This window comes from Pseudomonas monteilii NBRC 103158 = DSM 14164 (genome assembly GCF_000730605.1).
In the GTDB taxonomy this organism is placed as follows: domain Bacteria; phylum Pseudomonadota; class Gammaproteobacteria; order Pseudomonadales; family Pseudomonadaceae; genus Aquipseudomonas; species Aquipseudomonas monteilii.
This window is the reverse complement of record NZ_BBIS01000050.1, coordinates 1-22752: the sequence shown is the minus strand read 5'-3', so window position 1 is coordinate 22752 and position 22752 is coordinate 1. Positions and strand designations below refer to the sequence as shown.

The 22752-nt window shown below is 62.7% G+C and carries 23 protein-coding genes and 1 pseudogene; 5 read left to right on the top strand and 19 right to left on the bottom strand.

Features of this window, described 5'->3' with window-relative positions:
- Positions 1-74: 74 nt before the first annotated feature.
- The 10 genes from PM2_RS23600 to sfnG form a co-directional block, all read right to left on the bottom strand.
- Positions 75-278, bottom strand: a complete 204-nt coding sequence (locus PM2_RS23600; protein WP_016714952.1) for a formate dehydrogenase subunit delta — start codon at positions 276-278, stop codon at positions 75-77.
- Positions 275-3157 carry a formate dehydrogenase subunit alpha gene (gene fdhF, locus PM2_RS23595; RefSeq protein WP_016714951.1) on the bottom strand — a complete coding sequence of 961 codons (2883 nt, stop codon included), beginning with the start codon at positions 3155-3157 and terminating at the stop codon, positions 275-277. The genes PM2_RS23600 and fdhF overlap by 4 nt, the downstream gene beginning before the upstream one ends.
- On the bottom strand, positions 3154-4713 hold the full coding sequence (locus tag PM2_RS23590) for a formate dehydrogenase beta subunit (RefSeq protein ID WP_016714950.1): 1560 nt from the start codon (positions 4711-4713) through the stop codon (positions 3154-3156). The genes fdhF and PM2_RS23590 overlap by 4 nt, the downstream gene beginning before the upstream one ends.
- A complete protein-coding gene (locus tag PM2_RS23585; protein WP_019098738.1) occupies positions 4707-5189 on the bottom strand; it encodes a formate dehydrogenase subunit gamma in 483 nt (160 codons plus the stop codon). The genes PM2_RS23590 and PM2_RS23585 overlap by 7 nt, the downstream gene beginning before the upstream one ends.
- A gap of 234 nt (positions 5190-5423) precedes the next feature.
- Positions 5424-6581 carry a glutathionylspermidine synthase family protein gene (locus PM2_RS23580; RefSeq protein WP_028699778.1) on the bottom strand — a complete coding sequence of 386 codons (1158 nt, stop codon included), beginning with the start codon at positions 6579-6581 and terminating at the stop codon, positions 5424-5426.
- A gap of 2 nt (positions 6582-6583) precedes the next feature.
- Complete coding sequence (locus tag PM2_RS23575) at positions 6584-7312, bottom strand: DUF1190 domain-containing protein (protein WP_051564716.1); 729 nt, start codon at positions 7310-7312, stop codon at positions 6584-6586.
- A gap of 16 nt (positions 7313-7328) precedes the next feature.
- Positions 7329-7754: a DUF350 domain-containing protein gene (locus tag PM2_RS23570; RefSeq protein ID WP_016714946.1), complete on the bottom strand. Its 426-nt coding sequence runs from the start codon at positions 7752-7754 to the stop codon at positions 7329-7331.
- Positions 7755-7766: 12 nt separating this feature from the next.
- Positions 7767-8345 carry a DUF2491 family protein gene (locus PM2_RS23565; protein ID WP_016714945.1) on the bottom strand — a complete coding sequence of 193 codons (579 nt, stop codon included), beginning with the start codon at positions 8343-8345 and terminating at the stop codon, positions 7767-7769.
- 177 nt (positions 8346-8522) lie between these two features.
- Entirely contained in the window at positions 8523-9104 is a 582-nt protein-coding gene (locus PM2_RS23560) for a hypothetical protein (protein WP_016714944.1), read from the bottom strand.
- Between the two features lie 94 nt (positions 9105-9198).
- On the bottom strand, positions 9199-10293 hold the full coding sequence (gene sfnG, locus PM2_RS23555) for a dimethylsulfone monooxygenase SfnG (RefSeq protein ID WP_028699776.1): 1095 nt from the start codon (positions 10291-10293) through the stop codon (positions 9199-9201).
- A 196-nt stretch (positions 10294-10489) separates the two neighbouring features.
- Between sfnG and PM2_RS30295 the strand changes: the two genes are divergently transcribed.
- Positions 10490-10681, top strand: a complete 192-nt coding sequence (locus tag PM2_RS30295; protein WP_231115651.1) for an acetyl-coenzyme A synthetase N-terminal domain-containing protein — start codon at positions 10490-10492, stop codon at positions 10679-10681.
- Between the two features lie 224 nt (positions 10682-10905).
- Here the strand turns inward: PM2_RS30295 and PM2_RS23545 are convergent, their stop codons facing one another.
- The 6 genes from PM2_RS23545 to PM2_RS23520 all read right to left on the bottom strand — a co-directional run bounded on the left by PM2_RS23545 (position 10906) and on the right by PM2_RS23520 (position 16430).
- Entirely contained in the window at positions 10906-11415 is a 510-nt protein-coding gene (locus PM2_RS23545; RefSeq protein WP_028699774.1) for a ProQ/FinO family protein, read from the bottom strand.
- A gap of 113 nt (positions 11416-11528) precedes the next feature.
- Positions 11529-12083, bottom strand: coding sequence for a helix-turn-helix domain-containing protein (locus PM2_RS23540; protein WP_016714940.1), 555 nt, complete (start codon positions 12081-12083; stop codon positions 11529-11531).
- Between the two features lie 144 nt (positions 12084-12227).
- On the bottom strand, positions 12228-13586 hold the full coding sequence (locus PM2_RS23535; RefSeq protein ID WP_016714939.1) for an aspartate aminotransferase family protein: 1359 nt from the start codon (positions 13584-13586) through the stop codon (positions 12228-12230).
- Positions 13587-13654: 68 nt separating this feature from the next.
- Complete coding sequence (locus tag PM2_RS23530) at positions 13655-14428, bottom strand: gamma-glutamyl-gamma-aminobutyrate hydrolase family protein (protein ID WP_028699773.1); 774 nt, start codon at positions 14426-14428, stop codon at positions 13655-13657.
- 73 nt (positions 14429-14501) lie between these two features.
- Positions 14502-15848, bottom strand: coding sequence for a glutamine synthetase family protein (locus PM2_RS23525; RefSeq protein WP_028699772.1), 1347 nt, complete (start codon positions 15846-15848; stop codon positions 14502-14504).
- A 27-nt stretch (positions 15849-15875) separates the two neighbouring features.
- Positions 15876-16430 carry a helix-turn-helix domain-containing protein gene (locus tag PM2_RS23520; RefSeq protein ID WP_028699771.1) on the bottom strand — a complete coding sequence of 185 codons (555 nt, stop codon included), beginning with the start codon at positions 16428-16430 and terminating at the stop codon, positions 15876-15878.
- 215 nt (positions 16431-16645) lie between these two features.
- Between PM2_RS23520 and PM2_RS23515 the strand changes: the two genes are divergently transcribed.
- Together PM2_RS23515 and PM2_RS23510 are read left to right on the top strand one after the other, a co-directional pair.
- A complete protein-coding gene (locus PM2_RS23515) occupies positions 16646-17539 on the top strand; it encodes a LysR substrate-binding domain-containing protein (RefSeq protein WP_033740782.1) in 894 nt (297 codons plus the stop codon).
- A 99-nt stretch (positions 17540-17638) separates the two neighbouring features.
- Positions 17639-18343: an SDR family oxidoreductase gene (locus PM2_RS23510; RefSeq protein ID WP_016714934.1), complete on the top strand. Its 705-nt coding sequence runs from the start codon at positions 17639-17641 to the stop codon at positions 18341-18343.
- A gap of 52 nt (positions 18344-18395) precedes the next feature.
- On the opposite strand, the gene PM2_RS23505 is transcribed toward PM2_RS23510, so the two are convergent.
- Positions 18396-19112, bottom strand: coding sequence for a murein L,D-transpeptidase catalytic domain family protein (locus tag PM2_RS23505; protein ID WP_028699769.1), 717 nt, complete (start codon positions 19110-19112; stop codon positions 18396-18398).
- Positions 19113-19197: 85 nt separating this feature from the next.
- Positions 19198-20232 carry a L,D-transpeptidase gene (locus PM2_RS23500; RefSeq protein WP_028699768.1) on the bottom strand — a complete coding sequence of 345 codons (1035 nt, stop codon included), beginning with the start codon at positions 20230-20232 and terminating at the stop codon, positions 19198-19200.
- Between the two features lie 262 nt (positions 20233-20494).
- Here PM2_RS23500 and PM2_RS23495 point away from each other — a divergent pair, with 262 nt between their 5' ends.
- The gene (locus tag PM2_RS23495; RefSeq protein ID WP_028699767.1) at positions 20495-22015 is read left to right on the top strand and encodes an NCS1 family nucleobase:cation symporter-1; all 1521 of its coding nucleotides are present in this window, start codon (positions 20495-20497) and stop codon (positions 22013-22015) included.
- 55 nt (positions 22016-22070) lie between these two features.
- Positions 22071-22184 (top strand): annotated as a pseudogene (locus tag PM2_RS31630) (GFA family protein); the annotation flags it as partial.
- On the opposite strand, the gene PM2_RS23490 reads toward PM2_RS31630, so the two are convergent.
- Positions 22156-22752: phage tail tape measure protein (locus PM2_RS23490; protein ID WP_042132501.1), on the bottom strand; the 597-nt coding region annotated here is incomplete at its 5' end. The pseudogene PM2_RS31630 and the gene PM2_RS23490 overlap by 29 nt on opposite strands.

The following is a 22752-nucleotide window of genomic DNA, read 5'->3' as shown; positions in this document are numbered from 1 at the left end:
GAAAGCGTCGGTAAGTCGAATGACGCATTCGCGGGTAAACCCGCTCCCACAGGGCCTGTCTTTTGCCCCGAAATTTACGCCAACGCCTCCCGCACCTTGGGGTCCAGGCCCTCCCCCGCATTGGCCTTGTTCCACTCCGCCAGTTGCCGGCGCATCGCCGGTGTCCAGAAGCTCTGCAAATGCTGCCGCACCCCTTGTACCGCCAAGGCCCGGTCCGGCTCGCTGTCGAAGTAATGGGCAATCTGGTTGGCCATCTTGACCAGGTTGTCGCTGCTCATCGGCGCACCTCGACTTTCTCCGCTGTACGGCGCTCCTTCAGCAAACGCTGCTGTTCGTCACTGAAGTCCTGATAGCGTTTCTGCCACTGCGACGGCTGAAACACTTTCACCACTTCCACCGCCGTTACCTTATATTCCGGACAGTTGGTTGCCCAGTCGGAGTTGTCGGTGGTGATCACGTTGGCCCCCGACTCGGGGAAGTGGAAGGTGGTGTACACCACCCCCGGCGCCACCCGCGCACTGACCTTGGCCCGCAGTACAGTCTGCCCGGCGCGGCTGCCAATACCCACCCAGTCACCGTCCTGAATGCCACGGCTTTCGGCATCGGTCGGGTGAATTTCCAGGCGGTCGGCGTCATGCCAGGCCACGTTGCCGGTACGCCGGGTCTGGGCGCCGACGTTGTACTGGCTGAGGATGCGCCCGGTGGTCAGCAGCAGCGGGTAGCGGTTGCTGACCTTCTCGTCGGTGGGCACGTAACCGGTAAGCATGAAGCGCCCCTTGCCCCGCACGAACTGGTCGATGTGCATGGTCGGCGTGCCATCGGGTGCGGCGTCGTTGCACGGCCACTGCAAGCTGCCGTGACGGTCGATTTCGGCATAGCTGACGCGGCGGAAGGTCGGCGTCAGGCGGGCGATCTCGTCCATGATCTCGGACGGGTGACGGTAGTTCATCGGGTAGCCCAAGGCGTTGGCCAAGGCCACGGTCGCCTCCCAGTCCGCCTTGCCTGCCAACGGTTCCATCACCTTGCGCACACGCGAAATGCGCCGTTCGGCATTGGTAAAGGTGCCGTCCTTTTCCAGGAACGAGCTGCCTGGCAGGAACACATGGGCAAACTTGGCCGTTTCGTTGAGGAAAATATCCTGCACCACCACACATTCCATGGCGTGCAAGGCCGCCGTGACATGCTGGGTGTTGGGGTCGCTCTGGGCGATGTCCTCGCCTTGGCAGTACAACGCCTTGAAGCTGCCGTCCAGCGCGGCTTCGAACATGTTGGGAATGCGCAGGCCTGGGTCGGGCTGCAACGTCACGCCCCAGGCGCGCTCGAATTCGGCACGCACGCCTTCGTTGGAAATGTGCCGGTAGCCAGGCAGTTCATGGGGGAAAGAGCCCATGTCGCAAGAGCCCTGCACGTTGTTCTGCCCGCGCAGCGGGTTCACCCCTACCCCTTCACGGCCAATGTTGCCGGTGGCCATGGCCAGGTTGGCGATGCCCATCACTGCGGTGCTGCCCTGGCTGTGCTCGGTCACGCCCAGGCCGTAGTAGATTGCCGCGTTGCCGCCTGTGGCATATAACCGGGCAGCGGCACGGATCTGTTCGGCGGGCACGCCGCAGACCGGGCCGAGCACTTCAGGGGCGTTGTCTGCCAGGCTGACGAAGTCACGCCAGCGGGCAAAGTCTTCTGTTTCGCAGCGCGCATCGATGAAGCGCTGGGCCAGCAGGCCTTCGGTGACGATCACATGAGCCAGGGCGTTGAGCATGGCCACGTTGGTGCCTGGGCGCAGTTGCAGGTGCAGCTCGGCGCGGGCATGGGGCGAGTCGACCAGGTCGATGCGCCGTGGGTCGATCACGATCAGCCGCGCGCCCTGGCGCAGACGGCGCTTGAGCTGAGAGCCGAACACCGGGTGGGCATCGGTGGGGTTGGCACCTATCACCAGCACCACGTCGGCCTGCATCACCGAATCGAAGCTTTGTGTGCCGGCCGATTCACCCAGGGTCTGCTTCAGGCCATAGCCGGTGGGTGAATGGCACACCCGCGCGCAGGTATCGACGTTGTTGTTGCCGAACGCCGTGCGCACCAGCTTTTGCACCAGATAGGCTTCTTCGTTGGTGCAGCGACTGGAGGTGATACCGCCAATCGAGTCACGCCCGTACTTGAGCTGGATACGGCGGAACTCGCTGGCAGCATACGTCACCGCCTCGTCCCAGCTCACTTCCTGCCACGGGTCTTCCAGCCGCTTGCGGATCATCGGCTTGGTGATGCGATCCGGGTGGGTGGCGTAACCCCAGGCGAAACGGCCCTTGACGCAGGCGTGGCCGTGGTTGGCGCCGCCGTTCTTGTCCGGGACCATGCGCACCAGTTGGTCGCCTTTCATTTCGGCGCGGAACGAACAACCGACACCGCAATAGGCGCAGGTGGTGATGACCGAGCGCTCAGGTTGGCCAAGCTGCACCAGGCTTTTTTCCGTAAGGGTTGCAGTCGGGCAGGCCTGCACGCAGGCGCCGCAGGAGACGCACTCGGAGGCCAGGAAGTTGTCTCCGCCCGCCGCCGCCACCCGCGACTCGAAACCGCGCCCGGTAATGGTCAGGGCGAAGGTACCCTGGATGTCCTCGCAGGCGCGCACGCAGCGGCTGCACACAATGCACTTGCTGGGCTCGTAGTCGAAATACGGGTTGGAAACATCCTTTTTCTCGGCCAGGTGGTTGGCGCCGTCGTAGCCGTAGCGCACCTCGCGCAAACCCACCTGGCCAGCCACGGTCTGCAGCTCGCAGTTGCCGTTGGCCGAACAGGTCAGGCAGTCCAGCGGGTGGTCGGAGATGTACAGCTCCATCACGTTGCGGCGCAGGCCAGCCAGGCGTGGGGTTTCGGTGCGTACCACCATGCCTTCGCTGACGGGCGTGGTGCAGGACGCCGGGTAGCCGCGCATGCCTTCGATTTCCACCATGCACATGCGGCACGAGCCGAAGGCTTCGAGGCTGTCGGTGGCGCAGAGCTTGGGGATGCTGGTGCCGAGCATGGCGGCAGCACGCATGACGGAAGTGCCGGCGGGCACGCTGATGGCACGGCCATCGATGCTCAGGCTGACCTGCACGTCGCTGTCACGGGCCGGGGTGCCGAGGTCGCTGCTTTTATCAGAAGCGGGGTCGAAGAAATTGATCACTGCGCGGCCTCCGTGGTGGTCAGCCCGAAATCGGCGGGGAAGTACTTGAGGGCACTGGCCACCGGGTAGGCGGTCATGCCGCCCATGGCGCACAGCGAGCCGTACTGCATCGTGTCGCACAGGTCACGCAGCAACAGGGCCTGGTCGTGGCGTTCAGTGAAATCCTGGGTTGCAATCAACCGGTCCACCACTTCCATGCCACGGGTAGAGCCGATGCGGCACGGGGTGCATTTGCCGCAGGACTCTTCAGCGCAGAACTGCAGGGCAAAGCGCGCCATGCTGGCCATGTTCAGTGTGTCGTCGGCCACCACTACACCGCCATGGCCAAGCATCGCGCCCATGGCGGCGAAGGCTTCGTAATCCAGCGGGGTGTCGAAGTGGCTGGGCGGAACCCAGGCGCCGAGCGGGCCACCGACCTGCGCAGCTTTCAGCGGCCGGCCACTGGCGGTGCCGCCGCCATAGCCGTCGACCAGCTCACGAAGGGTCAGGCCGAATGCGCGCTCCACCAAACCGCCCTGGCGGATATTACCGGCCAGCTGGAACGGCATGGTGCCCAGCGAACGGCCCATGCCGAAGTTGCGGTAAAACGCCGCCCCCTTGGCCAGAATGATGGGAACCGAAGCCAAGGTGAGCACGTTATGTACGAGCGTCGGCAGGCCGAACAAGCCTTGCAGCGCGGGCAGTGGAGGCTTGGCGCGGACGATGCCCCGCTTACCTTCGATGGATTCGAGCAACGCGGTTTCTTCGCCGCAGATATAGGCGCCGGCGCCAACCCGCACTTCCAGGTCGAAGGACTGGCCGCTGCCGGCCACGTCAGTGCCGAGATAGCCGGCATCGCGGGCGATGGCCAAAGCCTGGTCAAGCACGCGAATGGCATCGGGGTATTCCGAACGCACGTAGATGTAGCCTTTGTCGGCGCCCACAGCGAGGCCTGCAATGCTCATGCCTTCGATCAGCAGGAACGGGTCGCCTTCCATCAGCATGCGGTCGGCGAAGGTACCGGAGTCGCCCTCGTCGGCGTTGCACACCACGTATTTTTGCCCGGCAACGGCATCACGCACAGTGCGCCACTTGATCCCGGCGGGGAACGCCGCGCCGCCACGACCACGCAGGCCGGAATCGAGCACGGCAGCGACCACATCGGCGCCGTCCATTGCCACGGCAGCTTCCAGGCCGGCGAAACCACCCTGGGCGCGATAGTCGTCCAGCGACAACGGGCGGGTGATGCCGGCGCGGGCGAACAGCAGGCGCTGCTGGGTTTTCAGGTAGGGGATGTCTTCGACCGGCCCCAGCGCCAGCGAGTGGCCACCGGGTTCACCGGCCAGGGCATCGAGCAGCGAAGGCACCTCCTGCGGGGTGACCGGGCCAAAACCCAGGCGCCCTTGTGCGCTGTCGCACTCGACCAGCGGCTCCAGCCAGTAAAGCCCGCGTGAACTGGTGCGCTGGATATCCAGCGGTAGCTGGCGACGCTCGGCCTCGCGTTGCAAGGCATCAGCCACCTGGTCGGCCCCGACGGCACGGGCCACCGAGTCGCAGGGGATATAGAGCTTCAGCATGCTGCGTCCTCCCGGCAACCGTTGACCAATGCGCGCAGGCGCTCAGGGGTGAGCCGCGCATGCACTTGGCCGTCCAGTTCCAGCGCCGGCGAACAGGCGCAGGCACCCAGGCAGTACACCGGGCGCAGGCTGATGGCGCCGTCGGCGCTGGTCCCGTGGTCGTCCAGTGCCAGCTGTTCGCGCAACTGCGCGGCCAGGGCCTCGGCGCCACGGCTCTGGCACGACTCGGCGCGGCACAGGCGCAAGGTGTGGCGCGCAGGCGGCGTGGTGCGGAAGTCGTGATAGAAGCTGATCACGCCGCGCACCTCGGCCAGGCTGAGGTTCAGGGCATGGGCGATTTCGGGAACAGCCGCATCGGGGATATAGCCGATGTCATGCTGGATGGCATGCAGGATCGGCAACAGCGCGCCTGGGGTAGCCTTGTCACGGGCCAGAATGCGCTGGATAACGGGCAGGTGGAGCAATTCATCAGGCATACAGCGGACCTCGGCATCACGGACCCTGCCTGAATTATTGTGGGGCAGGTGTCCGGCGTGTTCTGCTGCGGCGCGCCGGCCACGTCACGGTTGCGCGGTCTGGCGGCCTCCTTGCCGACGGCCGTGCATCTGCGTGCACTGGTCCGAAGGCATCCTGCAAGCATGGCACTTGTGGCGCCAGAGGGATGCATGCGAACGACCAGGCGCATCCTGAAACCGACCTGCGGTGATGGCTTAGCCAAGCACGACATGCGGCAAGAACCGCGAGCTTTCCTTGGTAATCAGCGAGTCATCCTCACGAATGCCGATCCCCGCCGCGCGGTCGCCCACCACCCACGAACCGATCAGGGTGTAGCTGTCGGCAAACCTGGGCAACGGTGCGAAGGCCTGGAGGATGTATGGCGCATCGTTGTACGGGCCGTCCTCGAATACCCGCCGGCCATCGGCAGTATGGATATCGACATTCGCCCCTTCTCGCGAAAAGTAAGGCTTGCGCACCCAGCCCTTGGGCACCGGGCCAGCCGGGGCGTCATCCACGAACGCCGGCAACAGGTTGGGGTGCCCGGCATGCCACTCCCACAGCAACGGCAAGATGCCTTTGTTGGAGATCAAAGCCTTCCACGGCGGCTCGAAAAACTGCGTGTTGCAGCCGGGGATGGCCTGGCCGAATTGCTCACGGAAAATGTGCTCCCAGGCATGCAACTTGAACAACCGTGATATCGGCCTGCCGGCCAGGTCGACAAAACGCCCGTCGCCGTCCAGGCCGATGTCTTCCAGGTCGATGTGCCGGGTAGGAATGCCGGCGTGCCCGGCCATCTTGCGCAGGAAGTCCGTGGTGCCGCGGTCCTCCACCGAACCTGCGATGGTGGAAAAGTAAAACGTGCCCTGCCCCGGCAGCGCGATGAACGCTTGCACCAGGTCTTCGGCCAGGGTGTTGAACTGGCTGGCATGGCCTGGCAGCACACCCCGTTCGATCTGCTCCTCCAGCCAGATCAGCTGGAAGGCTGCCGTTTCGTACAGCGAGGTGGGCGTGTCATAGTTGGCCTCGATCAGCTTGGCCGGCCCTTGGCCGTCGTAGCTGAAATCGAAGCGCCCATAAAGGTGCGGCTGCCGCGCCTTCCACGAACGGCGCACCAGGTCGAAGAACGCAGGCGGGATCGCCAGCCGCGTCATCAGTGCCTCGCTGTCGACGATGCGATCAACGGCGTCCAGGCACATGGCGTGCAGTTCTTCTGTCGGGGCCTGCAAGTCACGCACGACCTGGGTTTCGGAAAACAGGTAGTAACTGCGCTCGTCCCAGTAACGCTCCCCCTCGATGGTATGGAAGGCAAACCCTTCGCGCAGGGCAGTGGCACGCCAGCCTGGGCGTTCATCCAGCTCGACCTTGTGCATGTTCAGCCCCCGAAGAAACTGCCGGAGCGGCCGCCCCAACCACTGCGCGCAGTGGCTTGGCCGCCGAAGCCACCACGGGTGATCGACGCCGACTGCGCCGAGCGAGGTTCGTTGCGCCCCCAGGCGCCGGAACCCCCGCCGCCGCCGCCACCCGACGTCGTGCCACTTTCCTCTTCCCTGGCAACGCCACGGATACCACCGGCCGAACCATAACGCCGCCCGAGCAGGCCCATTCGCTGGCCCGTACCCTCACGGTAGGCATACAGCGGCTGGGCGCTATAACGGCGACCGGCGCTGCTGGCCATCTGTCCCAGCAACATGCCGGCCACCGCAGCCGACGCGACATGGCCATAGCCACCGCCTTGGGCATACCCCGCATCGAGCTGCGACTGGGTCACTTCACCGCTGGTTTGCAATTCGAAACCGCTCATGCGCGGCATGTACCGGCCATCACGCGCTGGTTGGCAGCCGTCCGGGCTGAAGTCTGCCTCGCACGCCGTTTTGAAGGCATAGCTCGGCGCGCTGCGGCGATATTCAACCAAGGCTTGCTGGTAGGCATCAGCACAGGCCTGGGCAGGCACCTTGTCACTGACACAGGCTTCGACACTGTCGTAATTGACCTGCTGGCTGACCGTGTACAAATCTTCGTGCGGACCGCAGGCAGACAAGGCCAGCGGCAGCGAGCCGGCTAGCACCAGCTTGACGGAGCTTCTTCGCATAGGGGTGTTCATCAAGGCTCCTGGCGCGTCAGGCCGATGGGGTCATGCAGGCCGAGTTGAGAAAGCCCACGCTGATTGCCACGCTGGCCGCGTAGATGGCCGCCGCCAGTTCACCCTGGACGATGCGTCTGGACAAGTCGCGCAGCACCAGGCTGGTGATGCCGAAGGCCACCAGTTGCACCACGGCGGCGATGACCACCCAGGCGATAAAGTCGAGAATGCCGACGCTGTAGGCGATGATGTTGCTGGCCGGCAACGAAAAGCCGATCAGTGAGCCACCCAGGGCAACGGCTGCCGCCGGATTGTTCTCGCGGATGAGCGCAAACTCACGGTGAGGGGTGAGCCGGGTGTAGATGAACTGGAACAGCCAGAACACCAACAGGGCCACGCTGATATAGAGAATGAAGCCGGTCACCGCTGAAGCGTTGAGCGACAGGCGCAGTGCGTCGAGCATGGGAAATCCTTGTCAGGTTACGTGAAAATCGCTGGGGAACAGGGTGGCGCCAAGCGAAGTGGTGAAGGTCAGGCTGCCCTGCTCATCTTCCTCGATCGACAACAGCAGGAATTCGCGGCGCTCCGGCAGGCCGGTGTCGCGGGCGTAAAGCATCGACAGGTGGCTGATACCGTAGCGGGCACTCTGGTTGACGACCTGCTCATGCAGGGATACCAAAGGCGCCTTGCCTTGCTCACGGCCCCACTGGCGGGAGTACAAATAGCCATCGTGCTCGAAGATCGGCATGCCGACGCTGGATTGGCTGCCAACCACTTGCTGCAAGTGGGCTTGATCGCGGACCGGTATCGCGCTGTGGTAGCCAAACAGCACGGTATCGCCGGCCTCGTTGCCGTTCATCAGCACTTGCAGCCAGTAATCTTCATCATCCAGATAGAAGCGCTTGAGCTGCACGGCCTCACCGAGGTCGACTTCACCCAAGGCACAGACCGCTTGCGCGTCGGGTACCTGAAGTTCGGAATAACCGTCGAGCAGGGGCTTCAACGCAGGGGACGGGTTGAATAGACGGCCGATGAACAGGCCAAAGGGCGACATGACAACTCCTGGAATGCATCCTTGCAGGGGGCGCTAACTTAGCGGGTCCGAGCGGCCAGGCCAATAAACAAAGCGTTTAGGCTGGCCGCTAAAGACCGGCCCGCCCAGCAACAACGTCAGAAGGCTCCCGCAACGTCCCAGGCGATGGCCAAGGTCGGCAAGGGGGTGGGCTTGCGATCAAGGCGCGCCTTTCCCCTCCACCGCCTTGGCGGTTTCAATCAGCTTGTCGAACTTGCGGTTCAATTGGGCAAACTTCTCGTCACTCTTGGCCCGGGCCTTGATGTTCCCGGCCGAGCTGGCCTTGTCGGCAATGGTCACCACGGTCCAGTCCCAGTCTTTGGAGACCCAGTAAACCAGCTCACCCTCTGCAGAAAACGCTTCCAGCCGGCCACCGGTATTCGGCACCCGCTTGGCCTGCTTCGTCATCGGCAGCAGTTGCTGGACCCGCGCCTCGTCAGTGGTATCCAGCCGTACCTCGACCTGGCGGAGCTGGTCGGCTTCATTGAACGACGCTTTCACCTGTGAAACGGGAACACCGCCCAGGCTGTAGTCGCCCTTGGGATTGGCGCCCTGATAAAACTCGGTGGGCACCTGATAGTGATAGCCCGTGAAATGCTCAACCTCGCCGAACTGCTGCTGCAGAATGGCCAGGACCTGGGCCTTGGGCATGCCGAGGGTAAACTGGCCAACTTCAAGCGCCGACCAGGCTTGCAAGGGGAAAATCGCGCAGGCGAACAGGAGCGGTAAGGTCCGTTTCATGGGGTAGTCTTCCTTGAAGTAAGCCCGCCAACCTAACCCCTGCACGACAATCCGACAATACTGGCAGGGTGCCAAGCCCTCCCTGCCCCCGGCCTCAGGCTACTGCTTTGTCCAGGCCACGCTCGGCTTCCAGCGCCCGCACCAGCGGCAACACGTGCTCGCCGAAGTACGCCACTTCCTCCTGGAAATGCAGGAAGCCGGAGAGGATCAAATCCACCCCCACCGCCTTCAACGCGACGATGCGTTCGGCAATTTGCTGCGGTGTGCCGATCAGGTTGGTCTTGAAGCCGTCGTTGTATTGCACCAGGTCCTCGAAGCTGGACTTGGCCCAGTTGCCCTCGCCCTCCGGGCTGGCCGAACCGGCATGCTTGACCTCCTGGCCGAACGCTCGCACCGCCTCGGGGTTGGCCTTGTCGATGATCTCTTGCAGCAGCGCACGCGCCTCTTCCTCGGTATCGCGGGCAATGATGAAGGCATTCACCCCGATCTTTACCGAGTGGCCGTTGGCCGCCGCCTTGGTGCGGATGTCGTCCACTTGGGCCTTGATCCCTTCCACGCTGTTGCCGTTGGTGAAGTACCAGTCCGACACACGCGCTGCCATGTCCCGTGCCGCACGCGAACTGCCGCCCTGGAAGATTTCCGGGTGCGGTTGCTGCAGCGGCTTGGGTTTGAGGTTGTAGTTACGAAAGCGGTAAAAGTCGCCGTTGAAGGTGAAGTTATCCTGGGTCCAGATGCCCTTCAACGCGCGGATGAATTCTTCGGAACGGCGATAGCGCTCGTCGTGATCCAGCCAAGGCTCACCGATGGCATGGAACTCGCCCTTGAACCAGCCCGAAACCACGTTGATGGCGATACGGCCCTGGGTGAACTGGTCGATGCTCGCCAGCTGCTTGGCCGCCAGCGCCGGGTTCCACGGGCCTGGCAGGATGGCGGCGATGACCTTGAGTTTTTCCGTGGCGGCCAGCAGCGCGTGGCTGATGGTGACGGACTCATGCTGGTTGTCGGCGCCATAGCCCGCTGTGAAACGGATTTGCGACAGGGCGTAATCGAAACCGGATTTTTCCGCGATTTGCGCCAGCTTGCGGTTGTAGTCGATGTCCCAGCTGGTGCGCTGCTCGATGGTGCTGACCACCAGGCCACCGCTGACGTTGGGGACCCAGTAGGCGAATTTGATTGGGGCGTGGCTCATGGGGAGGCTCCTTGAGAATCCTTGGGGTTCAAGGAGGCGGGAGCAGCAAACATGCCAACCTATAAATACATATAAATCAGTAAGTTAAAGAAAATAAAAACCTGTCCAGGTGCACTTCAGGCAGCAGACTGTCGATCCACTGTTGCCCCCGCAACAGCACGCCTGAGAAGCCCCGCCAAGCGACCATCCGCACTGACTGGGAGGATTACAGCAGGCCTACGCCCGCGCTGCCGACGACCCCGAGGGATTCTGGCGTAAACAGGTCGCCGCGCTGGACTGGCATCGCTTTGCGCAACAGATCTTCACAGTCCGGGCCGACGGCAGCGGCCAGTGGTTTGCCGATGGCCAGCTCAACACCTGCCAGCTGGCCGTCGTCAGGCCCCGTTAACGGTGACCATTTGCGTCGCCATGTTCTCGGCCCATCTTGGTTGCCCAAGGCCGCAACACAGACAACGAGCTGAGGATGAACGCGTTGAGTCCCCGCCCCGATTTGTTCAAGGCAAAAGCCGCCAGCTATCGCGAGCGCTGGCCATGGCTTGCCTTGGTCGAGTGAAGGCCTACGCCACTGCCTTATTCACGTTGGCCTTGCACCAGGCAAGCCGCCCGGGCGTGTCAGTCGGCGGCGGACGTCGCTGCGGTGTCAGCGGCGGGGGCCGGAGCCTGTGCTTTCGACTTCGCACGGTTGCGACGGTCCTGGCTGCGCTGCCGCGATGCCTGCTGCTTGGCATGCAGTGCCTGAGCGGCGGTCACAGTGCCAGCGGCTTGGCCGGTCAAGTCCACGCGTGGTGCGTTTTCGACCATGCTTGCCCAGTACCGGGCACCCCGGCACCAGGTCGAGATGCCCAGTTTGAGCTGCTCACGGGTTAGCCCGAGCAGCTCCAGGTGTTGCTCGGCATCCTTGAAAATGCCCTCTTTGAGCGGCACCTTGGGGGCCGGGTTGACCGGGAAGGCCAACGGAAAATGCTTCTGCAATGGCCAGATCGCCGCGACCGCCGGATCCTGCTCGCGCGGTTTCGCCTGCGGGGACGGCTTGCGCTTTGGCTGTTTCGGGCTCTCGGCCTTTACCTGCTGTTTTTCCGCCCGCAGGCGGTCGCGTAGCGCTGCTAGTTGTTCAAAACCCATCGTTCAGTTCACTGCTTAGAAGTTGATTGCGTGGCGCAAGGATACCCTATGCAGCCCTGACAGTGTTTGCAGGTCATCTTTCCTGGCCAACCGAGACACGCCGAGCGGGCCTCTCAGCTGAATACCCAGAGTACCCGCGTGGGCTTGTCGGTGAGGTTGGCGTAACGAAAACTGGCGTGGGGTTGCAGCTGAAAGCTGTCATTGGCGCGCAGCGTTACCGGCTCACCGCCGCCCAGCCACACGGTCAGTTCACCTTCGAGCACGAAGCAGCCCTGCTCCGAGCTGTCGTCCAGGTACTCCTCGCCGCTGCTGGCCCCCGGTTCCAGATGGCTATCGAGCATGGAGAACGCGCCCGATATGGTGGGGGACGCCAGTACATCGGTGATGCCGCCCGCCAGGTGAAGCGTGCGACGCTCGTGCGGGCGGGTGACCCAGTCGAGCTCGCGGGGTTTTTCCAGCTTGTAGAAATAGGCGGTCGAGACACCCAGCGCTTCGCTGATGGCGGTAAGGTCGGCCACGGTCGGGCGTGATACGCCCCGCTCGACCTGGGACAAAAAGCCCACCGAACGGCCGATTCGCTGGGCCAGATCGCCCAGGGTCAGGCCTTTGAACTTGCGCAGGTCGCGAATCAGTACTGCCAGGCCTTCGATTTCTTCGTGCACTTTCATAGTTGAATCGCGACTTTCAGACAGGAAATGAATGCCCTGAAAAGTACATGATACGACTCACAAAGCAAAATGCTTCACAGGTGTACTTATTGCCAGCCAGGCAAACCGGGGCCGCCTTGCGACCCCGGTGCAGCCAACGGCCGCTTAGCGAACAGCCTCGTACGTCAGGTCCAGGCACTTGCGGGCCTTTTCCACCAGTTCGTCAATCTCCTCGATGCTGATCACCAGCGGTGGCGCGATGATCATGGTGTCGCCCACGGCGCGCATGATCAGGCCGTTGTCGAAGCAGTGCTGGCGGCAGATCATGCCCACGCCCTTGCCTTCATAACGGGCGCGGGTGGCCTTGTCTTTCACCAGCTCGATCGCACCGAGCATGCCCAGGCCACGCACTTCGCCTACGAGCGGATGGTCGGCCAGCTCGCGCAGGCGTTGTTGCAGGTACGGCGCGGTTTTATCGTGCACTTGCTGGATGATCTGCTCATCACGCAGGATGCGCAGGTTCTCCAGGCCCACCGCCGCCGCCACCGGGTGGCCGGAATAGGTGAAACCGTGGTTGAAGTCGCCACCTTCGCTGAGTACCTGGGCCACTTCGTCACGCACGATCACCCCGCCCATGGGGATGTAGCCAGAGGTCAGGCCCTTGGCGATGGTCATCAGGTCGGGCTTGAGGTCGTAGTAGTCGGTCCCGAACCACTCACCGGTACGCCCAAAGCCGCAAATCACTTCGTCGGCGACGAACAGGATGTCGTACTTGGCGAGGATCTCCTTCACCTTCGGCCAATAGGTCTGCGGCGCAATGATAACGCCACCGGCGCCCTGGATCGGCTCGGCGATGAAGGCGGCAACGTTGTCTTCGCCAACTTCGAGGATCTTCTTCTCCAGCTGCTCGGCCGCCCACACGCCGAAGTCGGCCTCGGTCATGTCGCCACCTTCGCCGAACCAGTAAGGCTGCGGGATGTGCACGATGTCCGGAATCACCCCGCCCTGCTGGTGCATGCCGCTCATGCCGCCCAGGGCGGCGCCTGCCACGGTAGAGCCGTGGTAACCGTTGATGCGGCCGATGATCACCTTCTTGCTCTTCTGGCCCTTCAGCGCCCAATAATGGCGAACCATGCGCAGCACGGTATCGTTGCCTTCGGAGCCGGAGCCGGTGAAGAACACATGGTTCATGCCTTGCGGGGCCACATCGGCGATCGCCTTGGCCAGCTCCAGCGCAGGCGGGTGAGCGGTCTGGAAGAACAGGTTGTAGTAAGGCAGTTGCTTCATCTGCTGGCTGGCGACTTCGGCCAGCTCATCGCGACCATAGCCAACCGCCACGCACCATAGGCCGGCCATGCCATCGAGAATCTTGTTGCCTTCGCTGTCCCACAGGTACACGCCCTTGGCCGAGGTGATGATGCGCGGGCCTTTCTCGGCCAGTTGCTTCACATCGCTGAACGGCGCCAGGTGGTGGTCGCGGCTCATGGCCTGCCAGGCCAGGGTTTGCGAATTCTGTTCACTCATTGCTTTCACTCCATCGCGTTGCGCAGCCAGGCTGCGCAGGTACGTTTTCTAGTTGGGAAAGGTCGCTTTCAGGCAGACAGCAACAGCTTCTGGCGCAATACCGAGCGCTGCCGGCAGGCCTTGCCGAAGGACTGGAAGAGGGTCAGGTAGTGCGGGTTGTCCATGACCTGGAACTCTGGGTGCCATTGCACCGCAAGGGCAAAACCCTTGCCGTTCTCGACCGAAATGGCTTCCACCAGGCCATCGGGTGCCAGCGCTTCCACCCTAAGCCCCGGGGCCAGTACATCGATGCCCTGACCATGGATGGAATTGACGTCGAAGATCGCCGGCAAACCCATGCGGTCGAGCAGGCCACCAGGCTCTACATGCATGGTGTGGCGCGGGCCATACTGCTTTTCGATGGGCTCGCCCTTGCCTTCACGGTGGTCCATGAACACCCCGACCTCGTGCACCTTCTGGTGCAGGGTGCCGCCCAGTGCCACGTTCATTTCCTGAAAACCGCGGCAAATGCCGAGTACCGGCACACCGGCAGCGATAGCCGCACGCATCAGCGGCAACGTGGTGGCATCACGCAGAGCGTCGTGATGGGTGCCCTCGGCACTGGCCGGGCCGTTGTAGTGAAACGGCTCGATGTTGGACGGCGAGCCGGTGAAGATCAGCCCGTCCACCACGTCGAGAATATCGGCGCTGTCCATCAGCTCACCGAGGCTGGGTATCACGATGGGCAAGCCACAGGCCGCCTTGGCCGCCGCGCGTGCATACTTCTCGGCGATGGTCTGGGTGGCATGCTGCTCAATCATGCTGGTGCATGCGGTAATGCCAATAACGGGCACACGTGGCATATCTTCCTCCGGCAAATCGGTATTGCGCGTGGTGTTTGAACGTTGAAAGGCATCGCTGTACGAACGGCGCCAGCTACAGGAACCAGCGGTATTCGCGGGCATCGATGTGGCGCATGAAGTCCAGTTGCTCCTGGTATTTGTTTTCGCAATACACCATCACGAACTCACTGCCCAAACCCTGGTTGACCGCCGGGTGGTGACGCATGGCGGCCAACGCACCGAGGGCATCCTTGGGGAAGTCGATGCCGCTCTGGCGGTTGTCGTTCAGCGGGGCGATGGGCTCAACGCCGCGGTCCAGGCCATGCTCCATGCCGGTCAGGATGGCCGCCAGCACCAGGTACGGGTTGGCATCGGCGCCCGCCAGGCGGTGTTCGATGCGCAGGTTGCGCGGGTCGGACTCGGGGATGCGAATGCACGCATCACGGTCTTCGAAGCCCCAGCTGGCCTTGCTCGCCGCGTTGACCATGGCGCCATAGCGGCGATAAGCATTGTGGTTGGGGGCGAAGATCGGCATGCAGTGCGGCAGCAATTCCAGGCACCCCGCTACCGCATGGCGCAGCTTGCGTTGTTCGGCACCTGCAAGGATGTTATTGCCAGCGCTGTCGTACAGGCTGACGTGCACATGCATGCCGCTGCCTGGTGCATCCAGGTACGGCTTGCTCATGAAGCTGGCACGGTAGCCGTGCTTCATCGCGATACCCCGGGTGCTGCGGCAGAACAGCGCCGACCAGTCCGCCGCACTCAGGGCATCGTCGCTGTGGGAGAAGTTGATCTCGAACTGGCCTGGGCCCAGCTCCGCCGTGATGACGTTCGCTGGCACACCCTGTTCGTTGGCGCCATCCACCATTTCGTGCAGCACTGACGAGAAACGCGACAGCCGCTCGATGTGCATGTTCGGCTGATCGTCTTCATCCCCGGTCGCCGTGTCACGTGGGTACTGCGGCAGGCCGTTATCCAGCTGGCGGTCGAACAGGTAGAACTCCAGCTCAAACGCCACCACCGGGCGAATGTCACGCTTGGCCAGGCGTTCGATAACGCGGGCCAGCACCTCACGGGGCTCGAACTCGATCGGCTGGGCGGTGCCGTCGGAGGTAATCAGCATCTGGGCGATCGCTTCCTTTTCCCAGCGCACCGGTTTCAGGGTGCCGGGCACCAGGCGCCGGGCGGCGTCCGGGTCGCCGTCGGCGAAGCAGTAGTCACCAATCGGGTAGAGCCCACCCTGGGTACCGAGCAGCACGCAGTTCTGTGGCAGCTTCAGAGGGGCGCCGGCGGCGACCTTTTCCAGCATGTCCATGGGGTAGCGCTTGCCGTAGAAGTGCCCGGGGATATCCAGCGCAATCAGGTCGACATAACGTATGGCCGGGTGCTGCGCCCGGAACGCGCGCACTTCAGTCAGCAGATCCGGAAAGATGACACTCATCTTCTTATCCTTGTGAGTTGAACGAATTCAATTGAAGACCCAGAGCACGCGGGTGGGTTTTGCCGTCAGGTTGGCGTAACGGAACTGCGCGTGGGGTTGCAGCTGGAAGCAGTCGTTGGCCTGCAGGGTCACGGCCTCGCCTTGGTCCAGCCATACCGTGAGCTCACCTTCGAGCACGAAGCAGCCCTGCTCGGAACGGTCGCTCAGGTACGCCTCGCCACTGGTGGCGCCGGGTTCAAGATGGCTGTCGAGCATGGAGAAGGCGCCGGCGATGGTGGGCGACGCCAGCACATCGGTGATGCCCGACTCCAGGTACAGCGTGCGCCGCCCGTGGGGGCGCGTGACCCAGCCGATGCTGCGGGGCTTGCTCAGGTTGTAAAAGTACGCGGTCGACACGCCGAGCGCTTCGCTGATGGCGGTGAGGTCGGCCACGGTCGGGCGCGAAACACCGCGTTCGACCTGAGAGAGGAACCCAACCGAGCGGTTGATGCGCTCGGCCAGCTCACCCAGGGTCAGGTTCTTGAATTTGCGCAGGTCGTGAATAAGGATCGCGAGGGCTTCAACCTCTTCGTGCATCTTCATCGTTTCGGACTGCCGTGAAATTTTTAGAGTTATTTTTCATGAAAAATTACATGAAAAAATTCACGAGTCAAGCACAGCGATGCAAATGTGCAGCCGATAACGGCGTGGCTTAAGGGAAACAGCGCTGGATTGGCTGCGGTGGCGTGGGTTTCTTTAATGGTGCTCAGGGAGTAGCCTCGGCATTGAATCTTTGCAGCCCGGCCACCTCCATCGTCATGCCAAACGGTTTCCCTGACTTACCCTCACTCAACGCGCTACGTGTGTTTGAAGTGGTTGCCCGCCACCTCAACTTCCGCTTGGCTGCCGAGGAGCTGGGGGTGACCCAGGCAGCCGTTGCTCAGCAGATACGCGGGCTGGAAGCAAGCCTGAACCTTCGTTTGTTCGAGCGCCTGCCCCGGGGCCTGGCACTGACCGATGCGGGCCTGGGTTATAGCGGCAGCATTCGCAGTGCCTTGGCGATGATCGATGAGGCAACCCGCCTGTTGCGCCCGCAGACGTCTCACCTGACGGTCAGCGTTACCCCCACCTTTGCCTCGAAATGGCTTATTCCCAGGCTCGGCAACTTTGCGCAAAGCCACCCGGACATCGATCTGCGGGTCCTGGCCACCGATCGGCTGTCTCACTTCAGTACCGACGGCGTAGATATCGCGGTGCGCTATGGAAAGCCCGAAATTGGCGCGGGGTTGAACAGCGAACTGTTGATGGAACAGCACATCGTCGCCGTGGCCAGCCCAGCGTTGTTCGAGGGCACCAACATCCCCACCTGCTTCGAACAGCTGCAAGCGTTCATCATGCTTCACGATGCCCATGACTTCTGGCCCCGGTACCTTGCAGCCGTGTTCCCACACCACGCCCAACCGACCGCCAGAAACCTGCGGTTCAACCAGACTTCATTGGCTATTGATGCCGCCATCAGTGGTCAGGGCATTGCGTTGGCCAGCCTGGCATTCGTCGGTGACGACATTGCCGCAGGCAGGCTGATTCAGGTCTTCGACCAGCCGCTCCGGCTGGACAAGTCGTTCTACCTGGTGTGGCCGCGCAAGCTGCAGCAGCCTGAGTCGCTTGACGTGGTTCAACACTGGCTAAGGCAGCAGGTTGGCAATAGTTAATCTACTGTCACGATAAAGTTCGCCTGCCTCCCTCGCCACTGGGGCTACTGCTAAGGTAAGTGCACCTAAGCAATCAGCCATTTCAGTTCTGGAGGCAGCATGTCAGTAGAAAAAGTTGCGATTATTACCGCCGGCGGTAGCGGCATGGGCGCTGCAGCAGCACGTCGCCTGGCCGCTGACGGGTTCAAGGTTGGCATCCTTTCTTCATCGGGCAAGGGTGAGGCGCTGGCTACCGAGCTTGGCGGCATTGGTGTAACCGGGAGCAACCAGTCGGTCGAAGACTTGCAACGCCTGGTCGACGCCGTGGTGGAAAAATGGGGCCGTATCGACGTGCTGGTCAATAGCGCCGGCCATGGGCCGCGCGCGCCGATCCTGGAGATCAGCGACGAGGACTGGCACAAGGGCATGGACACTTACCTGCTCAATGTCATTCGCCCGACGCGTCTGGTAACGCCTTTCATGCAGCGCCAGAAGGGTGGCGTGATCATCAACATTTCCACCGCCTGGGCGTTCGAGCCTAGTGAGCTGTTCCCGACGTCTGCCGTTTTCCGCTCGGGCCTGGCCGCATTCACCAAGATCTTCGCCGACAACTTCGCCGGGGATAACGTGCGGATCAACAATGTCCTGCCCGGCTGGATCGACAGCCTGCCGGCCACCGAACAACGCCGCGACAGCGTGCCGCTCAAGCGTTATGGCACCAGCGAGGAAATCGCCGCCACCATTGCGTTTCTTGCCAGCGACGGCGCGGCCTACATCACGGGGCAGAACATCAGGGTTGATGGCGGCGTGACACGTAGCGTTTAGGGGCTCATGCAGCTCATTACGCTGGACGGACAGGATTGGCCCGCCACTTCCCCTACTTGCTGGCAATCGACTGATTCGCCAGCGGGCAGCTCTGGGCGTTAAGAAAACGCGATGTTTGCAGCCAGTCCCGCTGCGGGTAATAGGCGAACACATAGCTACCGCGTTGCAGCGTCTCGATCAGCTTGCCGGCAATGGCCGGCCGAACAGCCGGGCACCCCTGGCTGCGCCCCAGACGACCGAGGCCAGGCACCACCTTGGGGTCGGCGTACGCTGCGGCATGCATCACAATCGCCCGCGACATGCTGTTGTCATTGAACCCCGGCTCCAGACCCTGCAAGCGCAGCGAGCGGCCGTGCTTGCCACTGTAGGTCTGGCCGGTCTCATACAGGCCGATAGACGACTGGTAGCTGTTCGGCGCGTTGGAGAACGCCGTCGGTACATCGGCGCCGCTGTTCTTGCCATGGGCGACCCATTCCTCGAACAACAGCTTCCTGGCACGCAGGTCGAACACCCACAAGCGTTTGTCACGCGAAGCCTTGGAGTAATCGATCACCGTCAGCAACTTCTGCGCATCGCTGTGACTGGCGCATGCATAGGCGGTGAGTGCCAGGGCCAGGGTCGACAGGCTGGCGCTCGGTGCCAACTGCTGCAGCTCGGCGGCACTCGGCAGAGGTTGCGCGTGGGCAGCTTGCCAGGCGCTGAGAAAAAACAGGCCAATACTGGCCAACGAGAGCCGCGCGGCTCCCCGCAATGGTTTGAAGATCGACATGGATTACCCTGATGAAAACCTGGCCGTTGTTGCCGTGATTGCAGCCAAAAGCGGCTACTTTGCTTGATTCCTGCAGCATTGCCGATCATTTCTTGACCAATGGTTTAACGTCTTCACTGCCTTCGGTGCTGATTACCGTGAATTGTCCATTGCTACGGGTATCCCGGGTGGATGCCCAGTCGGTGATCACCAGCATCGTGCCAACGTCCATCGCCGCCCGTAAATGGCGGCGGAATTCCGGGTTGATACTCAATTGGCCCAATTGTTCATAGGGCGTGCTCCCGTACTCCGGGTTGCTCAGGCCCACCACCGACCAATGCAAGGGTAGCGCGCCATCGAGTGCCGGGGCGGATGGCTTTTGCAGCAGGGAATACACCGCCATGCCACTGCGATGCGGGCTGCTTTCAAGCGAAAGTGCCGGTGCCGATCCGACCAGCTGGCCACCGCGAAACACGTAGGCCCGCAAGTCGGCGCGGCTGATCAGGATCGACAGCGGCCCTGCCGTCGGGTCGGGGTCGTTCCAGAACTGTTGATTGCTCAATACCAACGGGCCTTGGGCTTTACCATCGCTGACCGTGGGCGCCAGTACCCCGGGGTGGTAGACCTCCACCGGAGCACTGTGGGTGTCGGAAACAATGACCGTGGTCGAACTGAAACCGGTCACTTCGTACAGCTTCTTGGCAAAGTCCATGGGCAGCCGCACGCAACCATGCGAGGCGGGGTACCCCGGTAGGTGTCCAGCGTGCAGGGCAATGCCGTCCCAGGTCAGGCGCTCCATGTACGGCATCGGCGCGCTGTTGTAGAGGCTGGATTTATGCTCAACCTTTTTCTGCAGAATGCTGAATACCCCGGTGGGGGTTTCCCGGCCAGGCTTGCCGCTGCTCACGGTGCTGACGCCGATGGCGATGCCATTGCGGTACACATAGGCACGTTGCTCGGTGAGGCTGACCACGACAGTCACCGGCCCCACCGGCGAGACCTGCGGGTACCAGAGAAACTGTCCAGGCTTGAGGCTGTCGAGCTGGCTCCTGAGTTGGGCCGGGGTGGGGACCTGCAGGGGAGCCGCTTCGACCAAGGCGACGGCCATTAACAGACCCAGTCCGAGCGATACATGCAACATCGAATTGCCCCCTTGGAACCCTGCCCCCAGCTTAGTCGGAACACGCCCCGTAAAGCCAGCCGTTCACTGCGTCAACCTGCGCCAGCGGTAACAACTGCACACACGAATGTGCACGAACTTCCCACTTCAAGGCCCGATCCATCGCAGCAAAAGGCAGCAAAACATCGAGAAAACGGCAAATCCCATGAAACCTGCGGGTTGGTACGAATCTTGTTTGTATACAAATCCAACAATAAAAGTACACAACCATCATGGAGTTCCGATGGCGTCGATTTCACGTTCCGATGTTGGCCACCTTGACGCGCTACCCGTCGAAACGGCCGAGCCCGTTCAGCTGGCATTGAGCCCGCGCCTGTACAGCGCCGACCTCGCGCCAACCCGCGCGGCAAATCGCACCTGGGGGCGCTACAGCCTGTTTGCGCTGTGGACCAACGATGTGCACAACATCGCCAACTACTCCTTCGCCATCGGTCTGTTCGCCCTGGGCATGAGTGGCGCGCAAATCCTTGGCGCCTTCGCCCTCGGCGCGCTGGTGATTTACGGCCTGATGAACCTGTCCGGCTACATGGGCCAGAAAACCGGCCTACCCTACCCCGTCCTGTGCCGGATCAGCTTCGGCATCCACGGTGCACAGATCCCGGCCCTGATCCGCGCGGTGATCGCCATTGCCTGGTTCGGCATCCAGACGTACCTCGCCTCGGTCGTGCTGCGCGTGCTGCTCACCGCCATCGTGCCAGACCTCAAGGCCTACGATCAGAACGCAACCCTTGGCCTGTCGACACTGGGCTGGGTCACCTTCCTCGGTATCTGGTGCGTGCAGGTGGCGATCTTCGCCTACGGCATGGAGATGGTACGCCGCTTCGAGTCCATCACCGGGCCGATCATTCTGGTCGCATTCGCCTGCTTGGCGGGCTGGATGTACTGGCGCAGTGGCTTGTCGATTGCCTGGTCCAGCGGCAACGCCCCGACCGGCTCGACAATGTGGCTGAAAGTGCTAGGCGCCGCCGCCCTGTGGGTCTCGCTGTACGGCACCATGATCCTCAACTTCTGCGACTTCACCCGCAACTGCCCAGACCGGCGCACCATCAGCGTGGGCAACTTCTGGGGCCTGCCCGTGAACATGCTCGGCTTCGCGCTGATTGCCGTGGTACTCGCCGGTGCGCAGTTCAGCATCGACGGCAAGCTGGTGCAGGGCCCCACCGAAATCGTCGCCGCCATCCCCAGCACCGCCGGTTTGGTGCTGGCCTGCCTGGCCTTCCTGATCGTCACCGTGGCGGTGAACATCATGGCCAATTTCGTCGCCCCGGCCTACGTGCTCGCCAACCTGGCCCCGAACCTGCTGAACTTCCGCCGCGCGGGCCTGCTCAGCGCCGGCATCGCGGTGGTGATCCTGCCTTGGCACCTGTACAACAGCCCGTCCGTAATCGTGTATTTCCTCGGCGGCCTGGGCGCCCTGCTCGGCCCGCTGTACGGCATCATCGTCACCGACTACTACCTGGTGCGTCGCAGCCGGGTGAACCTGCCGCAGCTGTACAGCGAAAGCACCGAGGCCGCCTACCACTACAAGGGCGGGGTCAACCTGCGCGCCGTAGCGGCGTTCATCCCCGCTGCGCTGATCGCCATCGTGCTGGCGCTGGTGCCAGCGTTCGACACGCTGTCGCAGTTCTCGTGGTTCTTCGGCGCCAGTTTGGGCGGGTTGATTCATTACGCCATAGCCGATCGCAGTGCCAGGTATGCCGACGTTTCCGGTGAAAGCATCGCGGTGGATAGCGCGCAGCACTGAAAAGCGGCCAACAGGCCGCCCTGGCCAGTCGACGGATCAAGCCGGGGCAGTTACGCTGGCGCTTCCCACCTGCACGGAAGCGCCAGTGAAAGAGGCCTATCAAGGAAGCTGCCTGTGCGCAGCGGTCAGTTACCTGTTACTTACCCCACCCAAGGCAGTGAGCCATTGCCCAATACACCCAGACCAGCGTCGATCACCTTGCTGCCAGTTTTAGGCAAGTCTGTGACCGCGTTGTCTTCATGAGCGGCACGCCCCAGCCGGCGGCCGCACGCGATATTAAGCACACCCCGCCCGATCTTGAAGGCACTGGACGCTGTCTTGAACGCCAGAATGGCCGCCACAACGCCGCCAATGCCTATCACGACCGCCGGGAACCCGTCCGACAGTTTGGTGATGCCTTGGGCCACAGCGGTCAATCCTCTGGCCGCCATGTCAGTGGCCGGGCGGATGGCATCGCCAATGCTACGCATGGCGTCGTCAGCCGCCTGCACCGTCTCCGCCCATTGCTGGGCCGAGGTTTCGCGGCGCTCGGTCAGGTTCTTGTCGAGGATGCCGCCGACCTTCTGCGCGTTGGCAGAGTTGGCCTTCAGCTCGTCATACAGTCCCCGGTTTTGCCCGTAAACAAGACGTTTCGGGCCGGCTACCCGGGAGATTGCACTTCGCCTGGCAAGGCGCCGGTGGCCGGCGACATCGTCGACGATCAACCCGGACCTGCCTTTGGCGAGGGCAGCTAACGA